Source organism: Methyloceanibacter marginalis (assembly GCF_001723295.1).
GTDB lineage: Bacteria > Pseudomonadota > Alphaproteobacteria > Rhizobiales > Methyloligellaceae > Methyloceanibacter > Methyloceanibacter marginalis.
Map to the genome: position 1 here is coordinate 1 of NZ_LPWD01000165.1, position 17,807 is coordinate 17,807.

Consider the following 17,807-nt stretch of genomic DNA (forward strand, 5'->3'; position numbering starts at 1 on the left):
CCGAGCTCGAGACGCTGGTCGCCCAGTTCGAGGGCTGCGCGCTGAAGCGCACGGCCAAGAACACCTGCTTCTCGCGCGGCAGCGACACCGCGCGCATTATGCTGATCGGCGAGGCGCCCGGCCGCGACGAGGACATCCAGGGCAAGCCCTTCGTCGGCCGCGCGGGCAAGCTGCTCGACCGCATGCTCGCTTCGATCGGCCTCGACGAGAGCCACGTCTACATCACCAACACGATTTATTGGCGCCCGCCCGGCAACCGCACGCCGACGGCGCAGGAAATCGAATCCTGCGCGCCGTTCCTGTCGCGGCAGATCGAGTTGCTCGATCCGCAAGTGATGGTGCTGCTCGGGGGCGCGGCGGCGAAGCATATTCTCGGCGTGAGCGAAGGCATCATGCGCTTGCGCGGCAAGTGGAAGATCGTGAAGAACGGCGACCGCGACATTCCAACGCTCGCGACGCTGCATCCCGCCTATCTGCTGCGGAAGCCGGAGGAGAAGCGCTATGCCTGGCGCGACCTGCTGATGCTGAAAGAGAGGCTGGAGACGTAGCCTTTTGACTCCCTCCCCCTGAAAGGGGGAGGGATAATCTGTGCCTGACGTTTGCCGACACTGCGTGAGAGAATGATCAAGCCCTGAGTTTACCGGATGCCCGCGTCCGCGGGCATGACACCCAGAGAAAGAAGCGACACATGACCGCGCGTATCGACGAGAGCCGCCCCTTCATTCCCGTACGCATCGCGGTGCTCACGATCTCCGACACGCGCACGCCGAAGACGGACAAGTCCGGGCCGCTGCTTGCCAGTATGATCACCGAGGCCGGTCACGCGGTGGCGGAGCACGCGGTCGCCCCCGACGACGAGAAAGAGATCCGCAAGCAGGTCAAGAAGTGGATCAAAGCCAAGGACGTCGACGTGGTGATCACCACGGGCGGCACGGGCTTCACCGGACGAGACGTCACCCCGGAAGCCGTGCGCCCGCTGTTCGACAAGGAGATCGAAGGCTTCTCCGTCCTGTTCCACATGCTGAGCTATCAGACCGTCGGCACCTCGACGGCGCAGTCCCGCGCCTGCGGCGGGCTCGCCAAGGGCACGCTGATCTTCTCGCTGCCGGGCTCACCGGGCGCCTGCAAGGACGCCTGGGAAGGCATCCTCAAGTTCCAGCTCGCAACCGCCACCGGCCCTGCTCGTTCATCGAGATCATGCCGCGCCTCACCGAGAGCAAAAAGAAGAAGGCGAAGGCGGGCTGAGGTGTTTTGGGGCGGTTTTTCTGCCACTTCTGGCTGTGACCTTTCGGCCACAAGTCGATTGCAAATCCGCAATTTGTACAACCGATTCTTGCCTCCCGGCCCGCGAATCAGTGATCCTCAGCAGGCTGACGATGCTGGCTGAGCCAGCGGACCATATGGCAAGGGGTTGGGAACGGCGCGCCACGTAACGCCAGCGTCTTCTCTGCATTATCGAGAGCGTTTGCTCTCCCCCATCAAGGCGCTCGTAGCGTCAACCGTTCGGGCAAAAAACGTGTCTCAACACGACTAGGCGCCGCGCGTGGAGTCGGGCGCTGGGGGACAGCCATGCCTGCGCGCGCCCTACGGCGGCAAATCCTGCTCTCAACGACGATGATCGTGGGGACGCTGACCGGATATGGCGGCCGGGCGTACGCAGCATGCGTCAACTCCGGAGGGTCGACCTATACCTGCTCCGACATCAATGGCACTCAGCAGAACATCACCGTCAACAACGCGACAGTGAGCACCGAGGCCGGCTTCAGCGTCATCACCCCCGACCCCTACGGCGTGAACATCGACGCCTATGGCGACCTGTCCTTCACCGACGCCAACAACTCGACCCTTGACGCCGCGACCGCCGCTCTGCGCATGAACGTCAAGGGCGACGACGGCGGGACACCGGGCAGCATCACCATCAACACCGACGGCACGTTGACTGGCAGCGAATACGGCATTGCCGCCTACAACGCCGGTACCGGCGCCATCTCCATCACTGCCGACGGCAACGTCTCGGCAACCGGGCTCAGCAGCTCAGGCATCATGGCGCTGAACTACGGCTCCAACATTATCGTGGCAACCGGGACGGGCACGGTCCAGGGCAATGACAGCGGTATCTCTGCCAGCAACAAGGGCACCGGATACACGACCGTCACCGTCATGGGCTATGTTTACGGCTACCCCACAGGCATCTCTGCAAAGAACTACGCCGACACCACCGACCTCACGGTGACCACGGAGAGCGGCTCCAAGGTGCGCGGCGACACGGCCATCTACGCGGCAAACGCCGGCAGCGGCGATCTGCGCATCATCGCCGCCGGCGAACTTATCGGCTCGACCGGCACCGGCACCATCGACGCAAGACTCACGGGGACCGGCAATGGGTACATCACGACAAACGGCGCGGTGAGCGGTGGCCGTGGCATTTACACGAAGAGCGGCGCCAGCAGCGGGGCCTGGACGATCGAGGCGAACGGTGACGTCACCGGCACGAGCACTCAGGGCATCTTCATTGACGCCAATGCCGGCGCTAGCGTCACTACCGCATATGGCGCCTCAGTCTACGGCGGCATCGACGGCATTGCTGGCGGCACTCAGAGCGGTGCGTTGAGCATCACTGCCCATGGCGACGTGACGGGCAATACCGGCGGCGGCATCGACGTCAGCATCGCCAGCGCGACCTACGGGACCAATCTCTCCGTGACCACCGGCGCCGGCACCACGGTCAGCGGCGGCGACACGGGCATCTTGGCCACCAACAACGGCACCGGCGCGACCACCGTCACCGCCAACGGCGACATCACTTCCGGCGGCAACGGCATCCTCACGCAGAACTACGGCACGGACTCGACCGTCACGATCGGCGCGGGCTCAACGGTGACCGCGGCCGATGCCGGCATCTTCTCCCAGAACAGCGGCAGCGGCGTGCAGCGCATCGAGGTCCATGGCGCCGTCAACAGCACCTCGGCCAACGGCATCAATGCTTTCAACATCAACGGCACCGAGCTGGACATCGTCACGGGCGCAGGCTCAAACGTATAGGAGCCAAAGCGGGCATCGCAGCCCTCAGCACCGGCAGCGGCGCACCAACATCACCGCCAACGGCAACGCACTGGGCAAGACAGCGACGGCATCTATGTCAATGGCGGACCCTCGACCTCCATCGCGGTCGGCCGGAACTCCACCGTAACCGCCAACGGGGACGGCTATGCCATCAAATCCTATTCGGCGCCGACCAGCGTCACCGTTTCGGGCGTCCTCAACGGCGCCGCCGGCGGCGGCGCTGTCAAACTCGATCAGGAGGGAGCTTACGACAACCGGGTGGAACTGCATCCGAGCGCCACGATCAACGGCAATGTGCTGGCCGGAACCGGCACCGACACACTCGGCTTTGCCGGCACCGGCGCTGGTGCGTTCAATCTCTCCAACATCGACACGGGCACGAACACCAAGCAGTATCGGAGCTTCGAGGTGTTCGAGGTGGACAACGGCGCTTGGAGCTTCACCGGCAGCACCACCGCCCCCTTTACCGTCAATGGCGGCACGGTGATGGGCACCGGCACGTTCGGCGATCTCACGGTCAACGGCGGCACGCTGGCGCCGGGCAACTCCATCGGCACCATGACGGTCAACGGCGCCTTCACGCTGAGCGCCGGAACGGTCTACGAGGTGGAAGTGAATGCGGCGGGTGAGAGCGACAAGGTGATCGTCAACGGGACGGTGAACCTGACCGGCGCCACGTTGCGCGTGCTCGCGGCGAACGGGAACTATAAGCCGAGCACCGATTACGTCATCATCGACAATGACGGCAGCGACGCGGTGACGGGAAGCTTCGCCACGGTGACGAGTAGCCTCGCCTTCTTGGTGCCGACGGTCGTCTACAATGGCGGCACCGGCAACGACGTGGTGCTGACGCTCGAGCGCAACACGTCCGACTTCTGCTCCGTGGCGCGGACGCGAAACCAGTGCAATGTCGCGACCGCCCTCGACCAATTCCCGACGACGAACGCGCTGTTCCTCGCCGTGCTGAACCAGACGGCTTCCGGCGCGCGGCAGGCGTTCGATGCGCTTAGCGGCGAGATCCATGCGACCGTCGCCGGCACGCTCGCCGACGACTCGCGCTATGTGCGCGAGGCAGTGCTGGGACGCTTGATGCAGGCGAGCCATTCCGGTGAAGCTTTGTCGGCGGGCGGCCCGCAAATGGCCTCGCTCGATGCCCAAGCGTATGCGCTAGGCTATGACGGCAAGGCTCTTGTCTCGCCGGAACCTCAGTCGCTCGCCTTCTGGACGCGCGCCTATGGCGCCTGGGGTGACTTCAACGGCGACGGCAACGCCGCGACGGCAGACCGCGACCTCGGCGGCTTCGTCTCCGGCATGGACGCAGCTGTGTCGGACTCGTGGCGGGCGGGTCTCGCCACCGGCGCCTCGTTCGCCAATGTGGACGTGGATGCGCGCTATTCGTCCGCCGATGTCGAGAGCTACACGCTGGGCGGCTATCTCGGCGGCCTGGCAGGCAGCTTTGCCCTGCGCGGCGGCGGCATGTGGGCCTGGAACGGCATCGACACCTCCCGCGCCGTGGTGTTCCCCGGCTTCTTCGAGCGGCAGAAAGCCTCTTACGATGCCGACACCGGCCAGATCTTCGGCGAGGTGGCCTATCCGACGCAACTTGCGGGCATGGCGGTGGAGCCCTTCGGCGGTCTCGCATTCGTCTCCATCGACACGGACAATTTCAGGGAGCACGGCGGGGCGCTTGCGAGTTTGCGCGGCGTCGATCTCGACCAAGACGTGGGCTACTCGACTTTGGGCCTGCGCGCTGCGACCACGATGCAGTTCGGCGGCATACAGGTGGTGCCGCACATCTCCGCCGCCTGGCAGCACGCCTTCGACGACGTGACGCCGGGCGCGGCGCTGGCGTTTGCTTCGACGGGCATCGGTTTCGGCATCGAGGGCGTGCCGCTCGCCGAGGACTCGGCGCTGATCGACGCGGGACTCGATCTCGCGCTCGGTGCAAACACCACCGCCGGCATGTCCTACACCGGGCAATTCGGCAACGGCGTCACAGATAACGGCGTCAAAGGCCGCTTCACCTGGCTCTTTTGATCTTCTTCGTCATTGCCGGGCTCGTCCCGGCAATCCAATAGTGAGTTTGCCGCTCTGCCCCATTGGATGCCCGGAACAAGTCCGTGCATGACGCAGGAGAGTTATCACCAAGCCGGCGGGCCCTCGCCGAGCGGATCGTGGGTGACGAGGCCGAGCACCTCGTTCGAGGCGAAGCTCAGCGACATGGCGCGCGTGACGCCAGGCACCACGGCGACGTCGTAAAGCTCGCCGATGGCGCCGTCGATGCGGAACCAATGCACGCAAGCGCCCGTGCTGAGATCGATGATCTGCACGCCGCACCAGGGCTCGGAGTCCGCGTCTTTCAGCTTCTTATCGAGCGCCAGCCCTTCGAAGCGCTCGTAGCGCGGCTTGGACAGGCCGACGAATGCAAAATTGCCGTGGAAGCCAAGCCCGCGCACGAAGCCCGGACAGAACGCCACCACATGGAACTTGGCGTCCGCCGCCTTCGCCGCCGGTTCGACCCAGCCGAGCTCGCCGGTGCCCGAATTGAGCACGTAGAGCTTGCCATTATAGACCCGCGGCGAATGGGGCATGGACAGCCGCCGATGACGATCTCGCCGGTAGCCACGTCGATGACGATGCCGCCGTCGAATCTGCGGTCGCGCCAGCCGTCGATGGTGTCGGATTTCGAGACCGCGGTGACGTAGCGCGGGATGCCCTCCTCCATGGCGAGCCCGTTCAGATGGCAGCGGTCCTCCTTGACGATCTTTGAGACGAAGGGCGGCTTCCACAGCGGCGTGAAGCTGTGGCGCTCTGAGGTGGTGGCGAGGCAGTTATGGGTCGTGTTGACGAAGACGATGCGCCCGTCCTTGAGCCGGCCGACATCGTGGGCGTCGAGCTCGCCGGTGACATAGAGCTCGCGCGGCACGTAGCAGCTGTCGAGACGTGGTTGACCTCTTGGCCCTCGTTCAGAACGTTCTTGAACTTGATGATCTGAAACAGGGTGGCGAGCAGCAGCGTGTCCTTGTCGGCTACGCAAATGCCCATGGCCTTGCGGAAGAAGCGCTCGTCGACGAGGAGGCCGCCGTCCTTGTTCTGGCCGAGCAGGTAGAACTTGCCCGACTGATAAGACGAGATGGCGAGGCCGATCCTGTTGCTGCCGAGGAAGTTCGGCAGCCCCGGCGACATGGAATATTTGACCTGTTGCTCCGGCGCGGCTTCCCCGCCATTTCGGCGAGAGAGGCCTCGCTCTCCGGAGCGGCGGCGGAGTCCGGCTTCTCCTCGCTTGCTGGTGACGGCTCGCCGTCGCGCTCGTTCATGCCCCCGCCCTTTTTGCGATCAGAGGCTAGGTTTAGCCCGCCGGCGAACAGAATGACAGGCCGTGGCCCGAGGCCGTCCAAGGCGCTTCACCTGGCTTTTCTGATGCGCTACCGGCCTCTGGCCTACTTGAGCGCAATTTAAGCGCGCTACCGGCCTCCGGCCTACGACGGGCCTCCACCTCTCCCCCAAGGGGAGCGGGAGATCAAAGTCAGGCGCAGGCCGTGGCGCGGGCGATGCCGTGCTGGGCGACGGTCTGCTCGATGCGCAGACCCTCGGGCGCGGCCGCCACGCGGTTCCGGCCTTGCGTCTTGGCGCTGTAGAGCGCGGCATCGGCACGGGCGAGAAGTTGATCGACGCTGTCTTGTGGCTGGGCCTCGCCGACGCCGATGCTCCAGGTCAGCGTGATGCGGCCCTTACGCGTATCGACCGGCCGTGACGCCAGACGGCGGCGCAAATCCTTCGCGATCTCGATAGAGGCCGGCAGCGGGCGCTCCAAAAGAAGCGCGAACTCGTCGCCGCCGAGACGCCCGGCGATGGCCTCGTCGAAACGCGCCGCCTCGGCGCAGGCGCGAATGGCCTCGTCGCCGGCTTCGTGACCGTAGGAATCGTTGATGTGCTTGAAATTGTCGATGTCGAGGAGAATGGCGGACAGCTTGCCGTCGGGAAGCGTCCGCGAGCGCGCCTCGATGGCCTGCTCGAAGAAGCCGCGGCGATTGCACAGACCGGTCAGGGGATCGGTGGTGGCGAGGCGAAGCAGCTCCCGCTGCATCGAGGCAATGCGCTCGGCGGCGCGCAGACGCGCGTAGAGTTCCTCGGCCAGAGGCGGCTTGCCTATGAAATCATCGGCGCCGGAATCCAGCGCCTCGACCAGGTTTCGCTGGTCGTATTGCGAAGACATCATCAGTACGTAGATCGGACGCTTGCAGGTCGCGAGCAGCCTAGTCTCCCAGCAGAGCTCGAGACCTGTCATATGGCTAAGCTCGGCGCTGGTAATCACGGCGTCGATGCGCGGGTCGAGCTTGATCTGCTCCAGCGCTTCGCGCTCGTCGCCAAAGGGAACGACCGCATGGCCGCGCGCTTCGAGCAGGCGCGTGACGATCAAACGTGTCGTGCGGCTGGGATCGACGAGTGCGATGCGCATAGGCTGGTAGCTCCCCCGGTCTACTCAACCATGGCCCTAGCAATATCCCGTTAAAGTTGTTTTAAACGCGCGCCGGTTGCTCTGACGTGCATCAGGCGGCTACCGAAAAAGGCGTTCCGCGCACGCGCGCTCGCGCTTGTAGTCTTGCGCCGTATCGACATCGTTAAGTGTCGAGGAGAACGCGAGAATTCGCCCGTGCAGATTTGCGAGCGTGGCGGAGAGCGCTTGTCCGGTCGACCACGGGACATTCTCGAATGAGACAAGTCGTCGCGGCCGCCTCTTGAAGCCGACCAGCCAATAGCCGCCGTCTTGCGCCGGCCCGAACACGGCATCCGCATGTCCGAGCTGGCGAAAGGCTTTGGCGATATGGCGCGGCCGCACCGCCGGGATATCGCTGCCGACAATGATCACGGGCCCCGGCGGCATGCGGTCGACCAGGCCTTGCATGCGCGCACCGAGATCGCCGCCACCTTGGGGGACCCGCGTGACCATCGGCGCGGACGGCCAGCAGGACTCCGCCAAGCTCACGTCCGGCGTGACCGCGAGATAGGTTCGCCAGCGTGGATCTCTGCCGAGCCGCAGCAGGGTGTGCGCAAGGGTCGTCCGATAGAATCGCAGCGCGGCGGCGGAGCCGATGCCGCGCGCGAGCCTGCTTTTCACAGCGCCCGCGACAGGCCGCTTGGCCATGACGATGAGACGAGGCGCGAAAGAGACGGAGGCTTTCCGCTTCCGCCGAGCCCTAGCCATAGAGGCGGGCAAGGTACCGCGGCGGCACGCGCAGATAATAAAGCACCATGAGCCCGAGATTGCGGAAGCCGCGCGAGAAATAGCCTTCGGTGCGGTAGCGCTGGGCGCTGGTCACCGCGCGCGACTTCAGGCCCACCAGCTCCCGGCGCTTGAGCCGGCGCACGAGGTCCACGTCCTCCATCAGCGGCAAGGGGCGGAAGCCGCCGAGCCGGGCATAGTGGGCGCGGGAGATGAGCAGACCCTGGTCGCCGTAAGGCAGGGCGAACAACGCGCAGCGCAGGCTCACCAGCATCTCGACCAGGCGCGGCATGAAGCCGTCGTCATCGAGCGAGAAGCGGAAATAGGCGGCCGCTTGCTTGCGGCGTCCGCTCCCGACGCGCTCGATGAAGCTCGCCGCCTCGTCCGCCCAGCCGGGCTCGAGCACCGTGTCGGCATGGAGAAAGAGCAGCCAGTCGCCCTTGGCGATGGCCGCGCCGGCATCGAGCTGGGTGCCGCGGCCCCGTTCCGACTGGACCAGATGCGTGCCCGCGGCATCGGCGATGACAGAGGTGTCGTCGGTCGAGCCGCCGTCGGCGATAATCGCCTCCTGGACCACCCCATCCACCACGGCAGGCACCAGCGCCGACAGGGTATGAACCAAAGTGGGCGCAGCATTAAAAGTGGGGATGACCACGGAAATCATCGGCGGACTATAGCGTTTGCCCTTCACGCGGCAATCGTCACGTCCGCGTTCTTGGAACTATGTTCTTGATTTGTTCCCCGTACGATCCTATATAGCAGGCATGAGCGTGGCGCTGAGAAAACCAGGCGAATTCGAGAGCGTCTCGCCCGAGGCGGGCGGGGTCGCTTATGGCCGCAGGCATGGCCGTGGCGCCCAGACCAACCGGTCCGGGCGGTTCGAGCCGATCGCCTACGAGCCGGTGGACGACGGCTGGGAGACGCTCGGCGATCTCGAGGCGCTTCAGACCGAGGTGCAGGAGGTCCCGGCCCGGCGGATCATCACCAAGAACCAATCCCCGGATATCGGCTTCGACCGCTCGATCAATCCTTATCGGGGCTGCGAGCATGGCTGCATCTATTGCTTCGCGCGGCCGACCCACGCCTTTCTCGGCATGTCGCCGGGGCTCGATTTCGAGACGAAGCTGTTCGCCAAGACCAACGCGGCCCAGGCGCTGGAGCGCGAGCTCGCCGAGCCGAACTATCGCCCGCGCATGATCGCCATCGGCTCGAACACCGACCCGTATCAGCCCATCGAGCGGCGCTACCGCATCATGCGGCGTATCCTCGAAGTGCTCGACGCCACCAACCATCCGGTCGGCATCGTCACCAAATCGGCGCTGGTGCTGCGCGATCTCGACATTTTGCAGTCGATGGCCGAGCGCGGCCTCGTCAAGGTGGCGCTGTCGGTGACCACGCTCGACCACAAGCTCGCCCGGGCCATGGAGCCGCGCGCCTCGACGCCCGAGAAGCGGCTGGAGACGGTGGAGAAACTGAGCGCCGCGGGCGTGCCTACCTCCGTCATGGTGGCGCCGGTGATCCCGGGCCTGACGGACGCGGAAATGGAGCGCATTCTGGAGCGCGCGTCCGTGGCGGGCGCGGCCGAGGCCGGCTACGTGCTGCTCAGGCTGCCGCTCGAGATCGGCGATCTCTTTGTTGAGTGGCTGCGCGCCAACTGCCCGGACCGCGCCGACCGGGTGCTGTCGCTGATGCGCCAGACGCGCGGCGGCAAGCTCTACGAGGCGAAATGGGGCGAGCGCATGGAAGGCGACGGGCCCTACGCCTGGATGATCGGCCGCCGCTTCCAGATGGCCGCCGAGCGGCTCGGCCTCAACAAGCGGAGTGCGCTGCGCACGGATCTGTTCACGCCGCCCGTCCGTCCCGGCCAACAGCTCAGTCTGCTCTAGGCTTTTCCACAAGAGCCGACCTGCCCTAGCCCGGCGCTGTTGCATGAGACGCGCGATTTGTCGGACAGTCCCTCCTCATGGGACTGCCCGCAGAATCGCTCCCCGCTCCTTGCCCGCCGAGCTTCGATCTCGAGGCGGAGATGATGGATTTGCACGGACTGCCCGTGGCCGGCATCGACGAGGCGGGCCGTGGGCCTTGGGCCGGGCCGGTGGTCGTGGCGGCGGTGATCCTCAATCCCGACCGCATCCCGGAAGGCCTGAACGATTCGAAGCTGCTGACCCCGGACGCCGGGAGGACCGCTACGCGGAGATCATGGCCACGGCTTTCAGTCGCCATCGCCATCGGGCATGTCCGCCGCATCGACCGCGACAATATTTTGCAAGCGAGCCTGTGGGGCATGCGGCTCGCCTTTCGGGGCCTTGAGGTGCCGCAAGCCGCAGCCCTGATCGACGGCAACATGATCCCGAAGCGTTTCCCCGGCAAAGCGCGCGCCGTGGTCGGCGGCGACGGCATCTCATTGTCGGTGGCGGCGGCCTCGATCATCGCCAAGGTCACCCGCGACCGCATCATGGTGAAGCTCGCCAAGCGGTACCGGCGCTATGGCTGGGAGAGCAACAAGGGTTACGGCACGCCCGAGCACGCCCGCGCCGTCCAGAAGCATGGCGTGTGCACGCATCACCGCCGCTCCTTCGCACCCATCCAGCGGGCCATGCGCATTCTCGCCAAGCGCGGCGAATTCGAACCGACCATCTAGCGCTGCTGGGCCTCGTCATGCCCGGCCTTGTGCCGGGCATCCACGTATCGGCCAGAAAGAAAATCGTGGATGGCCGGGACAAGCCCGGCCATGACGGATCTGTTGGTTAAAAAGACGCCGGACTAACCGAGCCAATCGGCGATGCGGGCGGCGATCTTTTCGGCGCCGGGCTCGATCAGCAGCATGTGGGCGTGATCTTTCAGCTCCCAGAACTCGGCTTGCTTATACGCGCCCGCCGTCTCCTTGGCGGTCTGCAACGACACGATGTTGTCTTGCGCACCCGACAGACAGAGCACGGGGCAGCGGACCGCGCCGGTGTCGACGATCGTCGCGCCGGTCCGGTCGAACATCCAGAAGAACGTCTCGAACAGCGCCCGGCCGGACTCCGGGCCAAACCGATCGAACACGGTCCGCTGCTCGTCCTTGGGCAATAGGTTCAGCGTGTAGTGGCACGCGAGATCGAAGTTCGGATCGAGCGCGCGCGTCCAGAACGGCCCGATGCTCATGAGATCCTGGCAGAGCTGCTTCTCAGGATCCGTGGGCGGCACGATGCCGGCGCGCGGCGCCGGGCTCGCCAGGACAAGCGTCTCGGCAAGGCCATCCGAGGCGAGCTGCTGGACAATGACCGCGCCCATGGAATGGCCGAGCAGAATCGGCTTTTCCGGCAGCGCCTTCACGAAGGCCGTCATTTGGGCGCGGTAGTCGGCCATGCCTACACTGGCCAAGATGTTTCTCCCCGTCTCCTTTTCGGCGCCGTGGCCGATCAGGTCGGGTGCGTGGCAGGTGAAGCCGCGCGCCTCGAACACCTTGCGGAACTCATCGAAGCACCAGCCACCGCAATTGGCCCCGTGCACCATGACGATGTTTTTTGGCATAATTTCGTACCCCCGTCTTTTTGTAAGGCCCCCCTCCCGGCGCGCAAGCGCGCCGACCTCCCCCTTCTAGGGGGAGGGAAATCGATGGGACCTAAGCCCGGCAATGACGCAGGGAAGGCCGGGGGTCATGACAACGGCCCGGCCGGGCCTTATACGGGGGCCAGGCACCCACCCCCCGAGTCGAAGAAAGAGAAGTTTCCCCGTGCTCGACGTCAAATGGATCCGCGACAACCAAGACGCCTTCGTCAAAGGCCTGAGCGATCGCGGCTTCGGCGATCCGAAGGCCACGTTGACTCAAATCCTCACCATGGACGAGCAACGCCGCGAAACGATTCAAGCTTTGCAGGAGCTGCAGGCCACGCGTAACGCCGCCTCCAAGGATATCGGCAAGGCCAAGCAGGCCAAGGACGAGGCCGAAGCCAAGCGCCTGATGGACGAGGTCGCGGGGCTGAAGGCGACCATCCAGGAGGGCGAGGACAAGGAACGCGAGCAGGACAAAGCACTGCACGACCTGCTCGCCGGCATTCCCAACATGCCGGCGGACGGCGTGCCGGTCGGTCCCGACGAGAGCGCCAATGTGGAGCTCCGCAAGGTCGGCGCGCCGCCGAAATTCTCCTTCGCGCCGAAAGAGCATTTCGAGATCGGCGAGGCGCTCGGACTGATGGATTTCGAGACGGCGGCCAAGCTGTCGGGCGCGCGCTTCGTCGTGCTGAAGGGCAAGCTGGCACGTCTCGAACGCGCGCTCGCCCAGTTCATGCTCGACCTGCACACGGACCAGCACGGTTACACCGAGGTCAACCCGCCGCTGCTCGTGCGCGACGACACCATGTTCGGCACCGCGCAACTCCCGAAGTTTGAAGAAGACCAATTTGTGGCAACCAACGTTGAATACATACAGCACGCTGCGAACGAATATCTAAAAAGCCTTGCTCCCAGCATAAGAGAGCAGTTGGAGCGCGCGTCAGAAGCCAAGGAAAGAGATCCCGTCGCAGAGTATGCGGACAGAGCGTTTGTTACGATGATGGCGCATTTCGCCGATCTTGCTGGTGCCGTGCAAACGCGACGCTGGCTCATCCCGACCGCGGAAGTGCCGCTCACCAATCTCGTGCGCGAGGACATCACCGACGAGGCCAAGCTCCCCATGCGCGTGACCGCGGGGACGCCCTGCTTCCGCGCCGAAGCCGGCGCCGCCGGAAAAGACACCCGCGGCATGATCCGCCAGCATCAGTTCTCGAAGGTCGAGCTCGTCTCGGTGACCACGCCGGAACAATCGGCCGAAGAACATGAGCGCATGACCAAATGCGCCGAGACCGTGCTCCAGAGGCTCGGCCTGCCGTACCGCGTGGTGGTGCTCTCGACCGGCGACATGGGCTTCGCCGCGAAGAAGACCTACGACATCGAGGTCTGGCTGCCGGGGCAGGACACCTACAGAGAGATCTCCTCGTGCTCGAACTGCGGCGACTTCCAGGCCCGCCGCATGAATGCGCGCTACCGGCCCAAGGACTCCAAGGCCACCCAGTTCGTGCACACCCTGAACGGTTCCGGCGTGGCGGTCGGCCGCGCGCTCATCGCCGTGCTGGAAAATTACCAGAACGAGGACGGGAGCGTTCGTGTGCCTGACGCGTTGCAACCCTATATGGGGGGCGTGACCAGGATCGAGGCTGCCAAATGAATATTAATTCCGCGCTTAAAGCCGTCATTGCCGGGCTTGACCCGGCAATCCATGCCATTGGCCTATCGGCTTGCTGCGGCGCAACGGTGTGGATGCCCGGATCAAGTCCGGGCATGACGGATTGTGGATGACATGACTCAGAAGAAGAACAAACCGGCGAAAGTGCCGAAACAGACTCGCAAAAAGATGCGCATCCTCCTCACCAACGACGACGGCATCGAGGCGCCGGGCCTCGACGTGCTGGAGAAGATCGCCACCGATCTCACCGACGACGTCTGGGTCGTGGCGCCGGAGACCGACAACTCCGGCGCGTCCCATTCGCTGACGCTCGCCGAGCCCTTGCGCATGCGCGAGCTCGGCAAGCGCCGTTACGCGGTCAAGGGCACGCCGACCGATTGCGTCATCATGGGTGTGCGCTATCTGCTGAAAGACGAGCCGCCCGACCTCGTGCTCTCCGGCGTCAATCGCGGCCAGAACCTGGCCGACGACGTGAACTATTCCGGCACCGTGGCCGGCGCCATCGAGGGCACGCTGCTCGGCGTGCCGTCCATCGCGCTCAGCCTGGCCATCGGCAATTACGATCACGGCACGCCGATCTGGGAGACGCCGATGGAGCATGGCGCGGAGCTGATGCACAAGCTGCTCGACGCCGGCTGGGCCGAAGGCACCGTGCTCAACGTCAACTTCCCCGACTGCCAGCCGGACGAGGTTCAGGGCATGGTCGCCACGCGCCAAGGCTTGCGCGATACGGCGCTGCTCGACATCGACGACCGCATGGATACCCGCGGAAAGGCCTATTACTGGATCGGGATCGCCAAGCGTAATGCCAAGCCGCCCAAGGGCACGGATCTGTGGGCGGTGCGCTCCAACCTGATCTCGGTGTCGCCGCTCTGCCTCGACTTCACCGACAGCAACTCGCTCGAAGCGCTTGCCGGCGTTCTCGGCGAAAAAGCCAAATCCTTACCCCCGCGCGCTCGAATCGGCTGATACTCACGCGAAAAGCCGCCTCGAAGGGAGGTGGACGGGATGGCGAGCGCACAGGACCAAGTCAATCTGATCATGCAGCTGAGGCGTCGCGGCATCCGCGACCCTAAGGTTCTGCGCGCCATCGAGACCGTGCCGCGCGAGCTGTTCGTGGACGAGGCGTTCTCCGACCACGCCTATCAGGACATCGCGCTGCCCATCGAGTGCGGCCAGACCATCTCGCAGCCTTTCGTGGTCGCCTTCATGACCGAGAAGCTCGCGCTGGAGCCGACCCATAAGGTGCTCGAGATCGGCACCGGCTCCGGCTATCAGGCCGCCGTGTTGTCGCATCTCTGCCGCCGGGTCTACACCGTGGAGCGCTGGCGGGAGCTCCAGAAGGCGGCCGAGCTGCGCCTGGCGGAGCTCAAGATCAACAACGTGACCACGATCATCGGCGACGGCTGGCTGGGCTGGCCGCCGCAAGCGCCGTTCGACCGCATCATCGTCACCGCGGCGGCGCTCGATGCGCCGGCGGCCCTGCTCGACCAGCTGAAGGACGGCGGCCGCATGATCATTCCGCTCGGCGAAACGCGGGACTCGCAGTCGCTGGTGCAGATCGACAAGACCGAGGAAGGGCTGGTGGAGACGCCGCTCCTGCCGGTGCGCTTCGTGCCTTTGGTGCATGGGCGCGTGAAGCGCGACTGAGCCGGAGGCGGGGCCCTAACGCGTTGTTCCCTGATTCCTTTTTAGGCAGCGGCGGGAAGAGGCTTAATGCGTTGTTTACCGCCAGCGCGCTTTACTGATCGCAACGGGTATTGCGAGGGGACCATCGGGGGATGCGCGTGGCGTTCTGGTCGGAGTATGCCCGCGGCGCATGCGGTGTGATCGCGGGTTTGAGTCTTGCGTTGACGATAGCGGGCTGTAGCTCGGGCGTCTCGCGCTTCGACTTCCCATCCTTGAATCTTGCCGACAGCGAGTCGAGCGGCGCCGACATGTCCACCACGTCGTCGCTCCCGGTTCCGTCGGAGTCCGTCTACAACGGCAGCCGCTACCAGTATTACGGCGATCGCTCGGCCGCCCCGCCGCAAGCGACCGCGAATTATTCGCCGGGCCAGGCACGCTATTACGGCTCGCCGCAGACTTCCAAACCGCCCGCGCCGCCGCCTGTCACTCAGGCCTCGGGCCCGCGGGTCAAGGTGCAGAGCGGGGATACGCTCTCGAGCCTGTCCCGGCGTTACGGCGTCTCCATCAACACCATTCAGACCGCCAACAACCTGCCTGACGCGCGGCTGCGCGTGGGCCAGACCCTGATCATGCCGGGCGCCGATGTCGCCGCCGCGCGGAGCCCTGCGCCAGCGCCAAGCGTGGCCGCCGCTGCGCCCGAAGCCTCGCCGACCCCAACCTCGCTGACCCCGCGGCGGGCGAGACGACCTACACGGTGCAGGCGGGCGACACGCCCAACAGCATCGCCGAGAAGCTCGGCACCACCGAGAAGGCCATCATGGTGCGGAACGACGTCCGCGCCGACGCGCTGCAGATCGGCCAGACGCTGGTCATCCCCGCGGCAGGCGCGGGTGCACCCGCCGTCGCGGACGCGGCGGGCGTGCGCAAGGTCAAGACAACGACGATCAGCGCGCCGGGTGCCGGCGACACCACGCAAAGCACGGCCAAGACGGCGCCGGCGCCCACGCAGCAAGATGTGTCCAGCAGTGCGCAGCTACCCAACCCGGAGCCCTGTCGGGCGCGAGCTTCCGCTGGCCGGTGAAGGGGCGCGTGATCTCCGGCTTCGGCACCAAGCCCGACGGCGGACATAACGACGGCATCAATATCTCCGTGCCCCAAGGCACCCCGGTCAAGGCGGCGGAGAACGGCGTCGTCGCCTATTCCGGCAGCGAGCTGAAGGGCTACGGCAATCTCGTGCTGGTGCGCCACGCCAACAACTGGGTGTCGGCCTACGCCAACAATGAGGAGCTGCTCGTCAAGCGCGGCGACAAGGTGAGCCGCGGTCAGGTGATCGCCAAGGCGGGCACCACCGGCTCGGTCTCCCAGCCGCAAGTGCATTTCGAGTTGCGCAAGGGCTCGCGTCCCGTCGATCCGACGAAGTACATGAGCAGCATGGCGGCGCAGGCCGACTAAAGCGCCGTCCCGAGACGCCCCGCCAAATCCTGGATGAACTGCCAAGCCACGCGGCCCGAGCGGCCGCCGCGGCCGCGCGCCCATTCGAGCGCCTCGCGGTCGAGTCTTTCCTGCGGAACGCCGAGCCGGTAATGCTCCGCGTAGCCGCGCACCATGGCGAGGTAGTCGTCCTGGCTGCAATTGTGGAACCCGATCCACAGCCCGAAACGATCGGATAGCGAGAGTTTTTCCTCCACCGCCTCCGACGGGTTGATGGCGGTCGAGCGCTCGTTCTCGACCATCTCGCGCGGCATCAGATGTCTTCGGTTGGAGGTGGCGTAGAGCAGCACATTCGTCGGCCGCCCCTCGATACCGCCTTCCAGCACCGCTTTCAGAGACTTGTACGAGGTGTCGATCGCCTCGAAGGAAAGGTCGTCGCAGAAGAGGATGAAGCGGTGCTCGGGCGCCGCGCGCAAATGAGTGAGCACCCGGGGCAAGGCCGCGATGTCCTCCCGGTGGATTTCGACCAGCTTCAGGCCGGGAATCGCCCCGTGCACCGCCTTGATCAGGGAGCTCTTGCCCATGCCCCGCGCGCCCCACAGAAGCGCGTTGTTGGCCGGAAGGCCTTGGGCGAAGCGCTCGGTATTGGCGAGCAGGATGTCGCGGTTCCGGTCGATGCCCTTCAGAAGCGGCAGGGGCAGGCGATTGACCTCTGGGATGGGCGAAAAACGCTCGGTTTCGGCCTGAAACACGAAGGCGTCCGCGGTCCGGAAATCGGGCGTCTGGGGCCGGGCCGGGCCAAGCCGTTCCAGGGCCTGGGCGATCCGCTCCATAAGTCCCGAGACTGGCTCCTGAAAGTTCATGCAAGGCCCCGTTGCAAAGGCGTTCAGGCTCAGTATAGTCCGCCCCAATCGCGCGATAAGAGCCTGCCCGCAAGGCCGCGAGACACGCCTAACCGGCCGATAGCGGCCTTACCTAAGCCAAGCAGGGGACACGAGCAATGGACGGTTTCGCATACGCTCAAGCAGGCGGTGGCACCTTCGAGATGCTGAACAGCCTGCTCGTCCCGACGATTCTGATCATCGGCATCATGTATTTCCTGATGATCCGGCCGCAGCAGAAGCGGATGAAGGAACATCGCGAGATGGTCGCCGGTCTTCGCCGTGGCGACAGCGTGGTGACCTCGGGCGGCATCCTCGGCAAGGTGACTAAGGTCGAGGAAAACGAGATTCAGGTCGAGGTCGCGAAGGCGTG

General features: G+C 65.3%; 17 protein-coding genes and 2 pseudogenes. 12 read left to right on the forward strand and 7 right to left on the reverse strand.

All coding sequences use genetic code 11. The features are described from left to right. From AUC71_RS06840 to AUC71_RS06860, 4 genes and pseudogenes are all read left to right on the forward strand, one after another. Positions 1–548: uracil-DNA glycosylase (locus AUC71_RS06840; RefSeq protein ID WP_141701516.1), on the forward strand; the 548-nt coding region annotated here is incomplete at its 5' end. Between the two features lie 140 nt (positions 549–688). Next, a pseudogene (gene moaB, locus AUC71_RS06845) lies at positions 689–1,245 on the forward strand (molybdenum cofactor biosynthesis protein B). A 324-nt stretch (positions 1,246–1,569) separates the two neighbouring features. Continuing rightward, positions 1,570–3,042: a beta strand repeat-containing protein gene (locus AUC71_RS06850; protein ID WP_141701517.1), complete on the forward strand. Its 1,473-nt coding sequence runs from the start codon at positions 1,570–1,572 to the stop codon at positions 3,040–3,042. A 279-nt stretch (positions 3,043–3,321) separates the two neighbouring features. After that, the gene (locus tag AUC71_RS06860; protein WP_069623668.1) at positions 3,322–5,100 is read left to right on the forward strand and encodes an autotransporter family protein; all 1,779 of its coding nucleotides are present in this window, start codon (positions 3,322–3,324) and stop codon (positions 5,098–5,100) included. A 104-nt stretch (positions 5,101–5,204) separates the two neighbouring features. Here the strand turns inward: AUC71_RS06860 and AUC71_RS22615 are convergent. The 4 genes and pseudogenes from AUC71_RS22615 to AUC71_RS06880 all read right to left on the reverse strand — a co-directional run bounded on the left by AUC71_RS22615 (position 5,205) and on the right by AUC71_RS06880 (position 8,978). Next, positions 5,205–6,249, reverse strand: a pseudogene (locus AUC71_RS22615) (TIGR03032 family protein). 340 nt (positions 6,250–6,589) lie between these two features. Beyond that, positions 6,590–7,522 (reverse strand): GGDEF domain-containing response regulator, encoded by a 933-nt coding sequence (locus AUC71_RS06870; protein WP_069623669.1) that lies wholly within the window; start codon positions 7,520–7,522, stop codon positions 6,590–6,592. A gap of 99 nt (positions 7,523–7,621) precedes the next feature. Then, positions 7,622–8,209, reverse strand: coding sequence for a TIGR04282 family arsenosugar biosynthesis glycosyltransferase (locus AUC71_RS06875; RefSeq protein WP_083238159.1), 588 nt, complete (start codon positions 8,207–8,209; stop codon positions 7,622–7,624). A 52-nt stretch (positions 8,210–8,261) separates the two neighbouring features. Continuing rightward, complete coding sequence (locus AUC71_RS06880; protein ID WP_342021811.1) at positions 8,262–8,978, reverse strand: TIGR04283 family arsenosugar biosynthesis glycosyltransferase; 717 nt, start codon at positions 8,976–8,978, stop codon at positions 8,262–8,264. A 73-nt stretch (positions 8,979–9,051) separates the two neighbouring features. On the opposite strand from AUC71_RS06880, the gene AUC71_RS06885 reads away from it, so the two are divergent. Continuing rightward, positions 9,052–10,173 (forward strand): PA0069 family radical SAM protein, encoded by a 1,122-nt coding sequence (locus tag AUC71_RS06885; RefSeq protein WP_083238160.1) that lies wholly within the window; start codon positions 9,052–9,054, stop codon positions 10,171–10,173. 77 nt (positions 10,174–10,250) lie between these two features. After that, complete coding sequence (locus AUC71_RS06890; protein WP_083238161.1) at positions 10,251–10,928, forward strand: ribonuclease HII; 678 nt, start codon at positions 10,251–10,253, stop codon at positions 10,926–10,928. Between the two features lie 122 nt (positions 10,929–11,050). Here the strand turns inward: AUC71_RS06890 and AUC71_RS06895 are convergent, their stop codons facing one another. Further along, positions 11,051–11,785: an alpha/beta hydrolase gene (locus tag AUC71_RS06895; protein WP_158007738.1), complete on the reverse strand. Its 735-nt coding sequence runs from the start codon at positions 11,783–11,785 to the stop codon at positions 11,051–11,053. 220 nt (positions 11,786–12,005) lie between these two features. On the opposite strand from AUC71_RS06895, the gene serS reads away from it, so the two are divergent. The 3 genes from serS to AUC71_RS06910 all read left to right on the forward strand — a co-directional run bounded on the left by serS (position 12,006) and on the right by AUC71_RS06910 (position 15,143). Then, positions 12,006–13,475, forward strand: coding sequence for a serine--tRNA ligase (gene serS, locus AUC71_RS06900; RefSeq protein WP_069623672.1), 1,470 nt, complete (start codon positions 12,006–12,008; stop codon positions 13,473–13,475). A gap of 186 nt (positions 13,476–13,661) precedes the next feature. After that, positions 13,662–14,462, forward strand: a complete 801-nt coding sequence (surE, locus tag AUC71_RS06905; protein ID WP_069623681.1) for a 5'/3'-nucleotidase SurE — start codon at positions 13,662–13,664, stop codon at positions 14,460–14,462. Between the two features lie 39 nt (positions 14,463–14,501). Continuing rightward, positions 14,502–15,143 carry a protein-L-isoaspartate(D-aspartate) O-methyltransferase gene (locus AUC71_RS06910; protein ID WP_069623673.1) on the forward strand — a complete coding sequence of 214 codons (642 nt, stop codon included), beginning with the start codon at positions 14,502–14,504 and terminating at the stop codon, positions 15,141–15,143. A gap of 91 nt (positions 15,144–15,234) precedes the next feature. Here the strand turns inward: AUC71_RS06910 and AUC71_RS20960 are convergent, their stop codons facing one another. Continuing rightward, complete coding sequence (locus tag AUC71_RS20960; RefSeq protein ID WP_244500837.1) at positions 15,235–15,441, reverse strand: hypothetical protein; 207 nt, start codon at positions 15,439–15,441, stop codon at positions 15,235–15,237. A 435-nt stretch (positions 15,442–15,876) separates the two neighbouring features. Here AUC71_RS20960 and AUC71_RS06915 point away from each other — a divergent pair, with 435 nt between their 5' ends. Continuing rightward, positions 15,877–16,203, forward strand: coding sequence for a LysM peptidoglycan-binding domain-containing protein (locus AUC71_RS06915; protein ID WP_069623674.1), 327 nt, complete (start codon positions 15,877–15,879; stop codon positions 16,201–16,203). Then, a complete protein-coding gene (locus AUC71_RS06920) occupies positions 16,200–16,574 on the forward strand; it encodes a murein hydrolase activator EnvC family protein (protein WP_069623675.1) in 375 nt (124 codons plus the stop codon). Before AUC71_RS06915 ends, AUC71_RS06920 begins: the two co-directional genes overlap by 4 nt. Here the strand turns inward: AUC71_RS06920 and AUC71_RS06925 are convergent. Next, complete coding sequence (locus AUC71_RS06925; RefSeq protein WP_069623676.1) at positions 16,571–17,416, reverse strand: ATP-binding protein; 846 nt, start codon at positions 17,414–17,416, stop codon at positions 16,571–16,573. The genes AUC71_RS06920 and AUC71_RS06925 overlap by 4 nt on opposite strands. A gap of 137 nt (positions 17,417–17,553) precedes the next feature. On the opposite strand from AUC71_RS06925, the gene yajC reads away from it, so the two are divergent. Then, positions 17,554–17,807: preprotein translocase subunit YajC (gene yajC, locus AUC71_RS06930; RefSeq protein WP_069623677.1), on the forward strand; the 254-nt coding region annotated here is incomplete at its 3' end.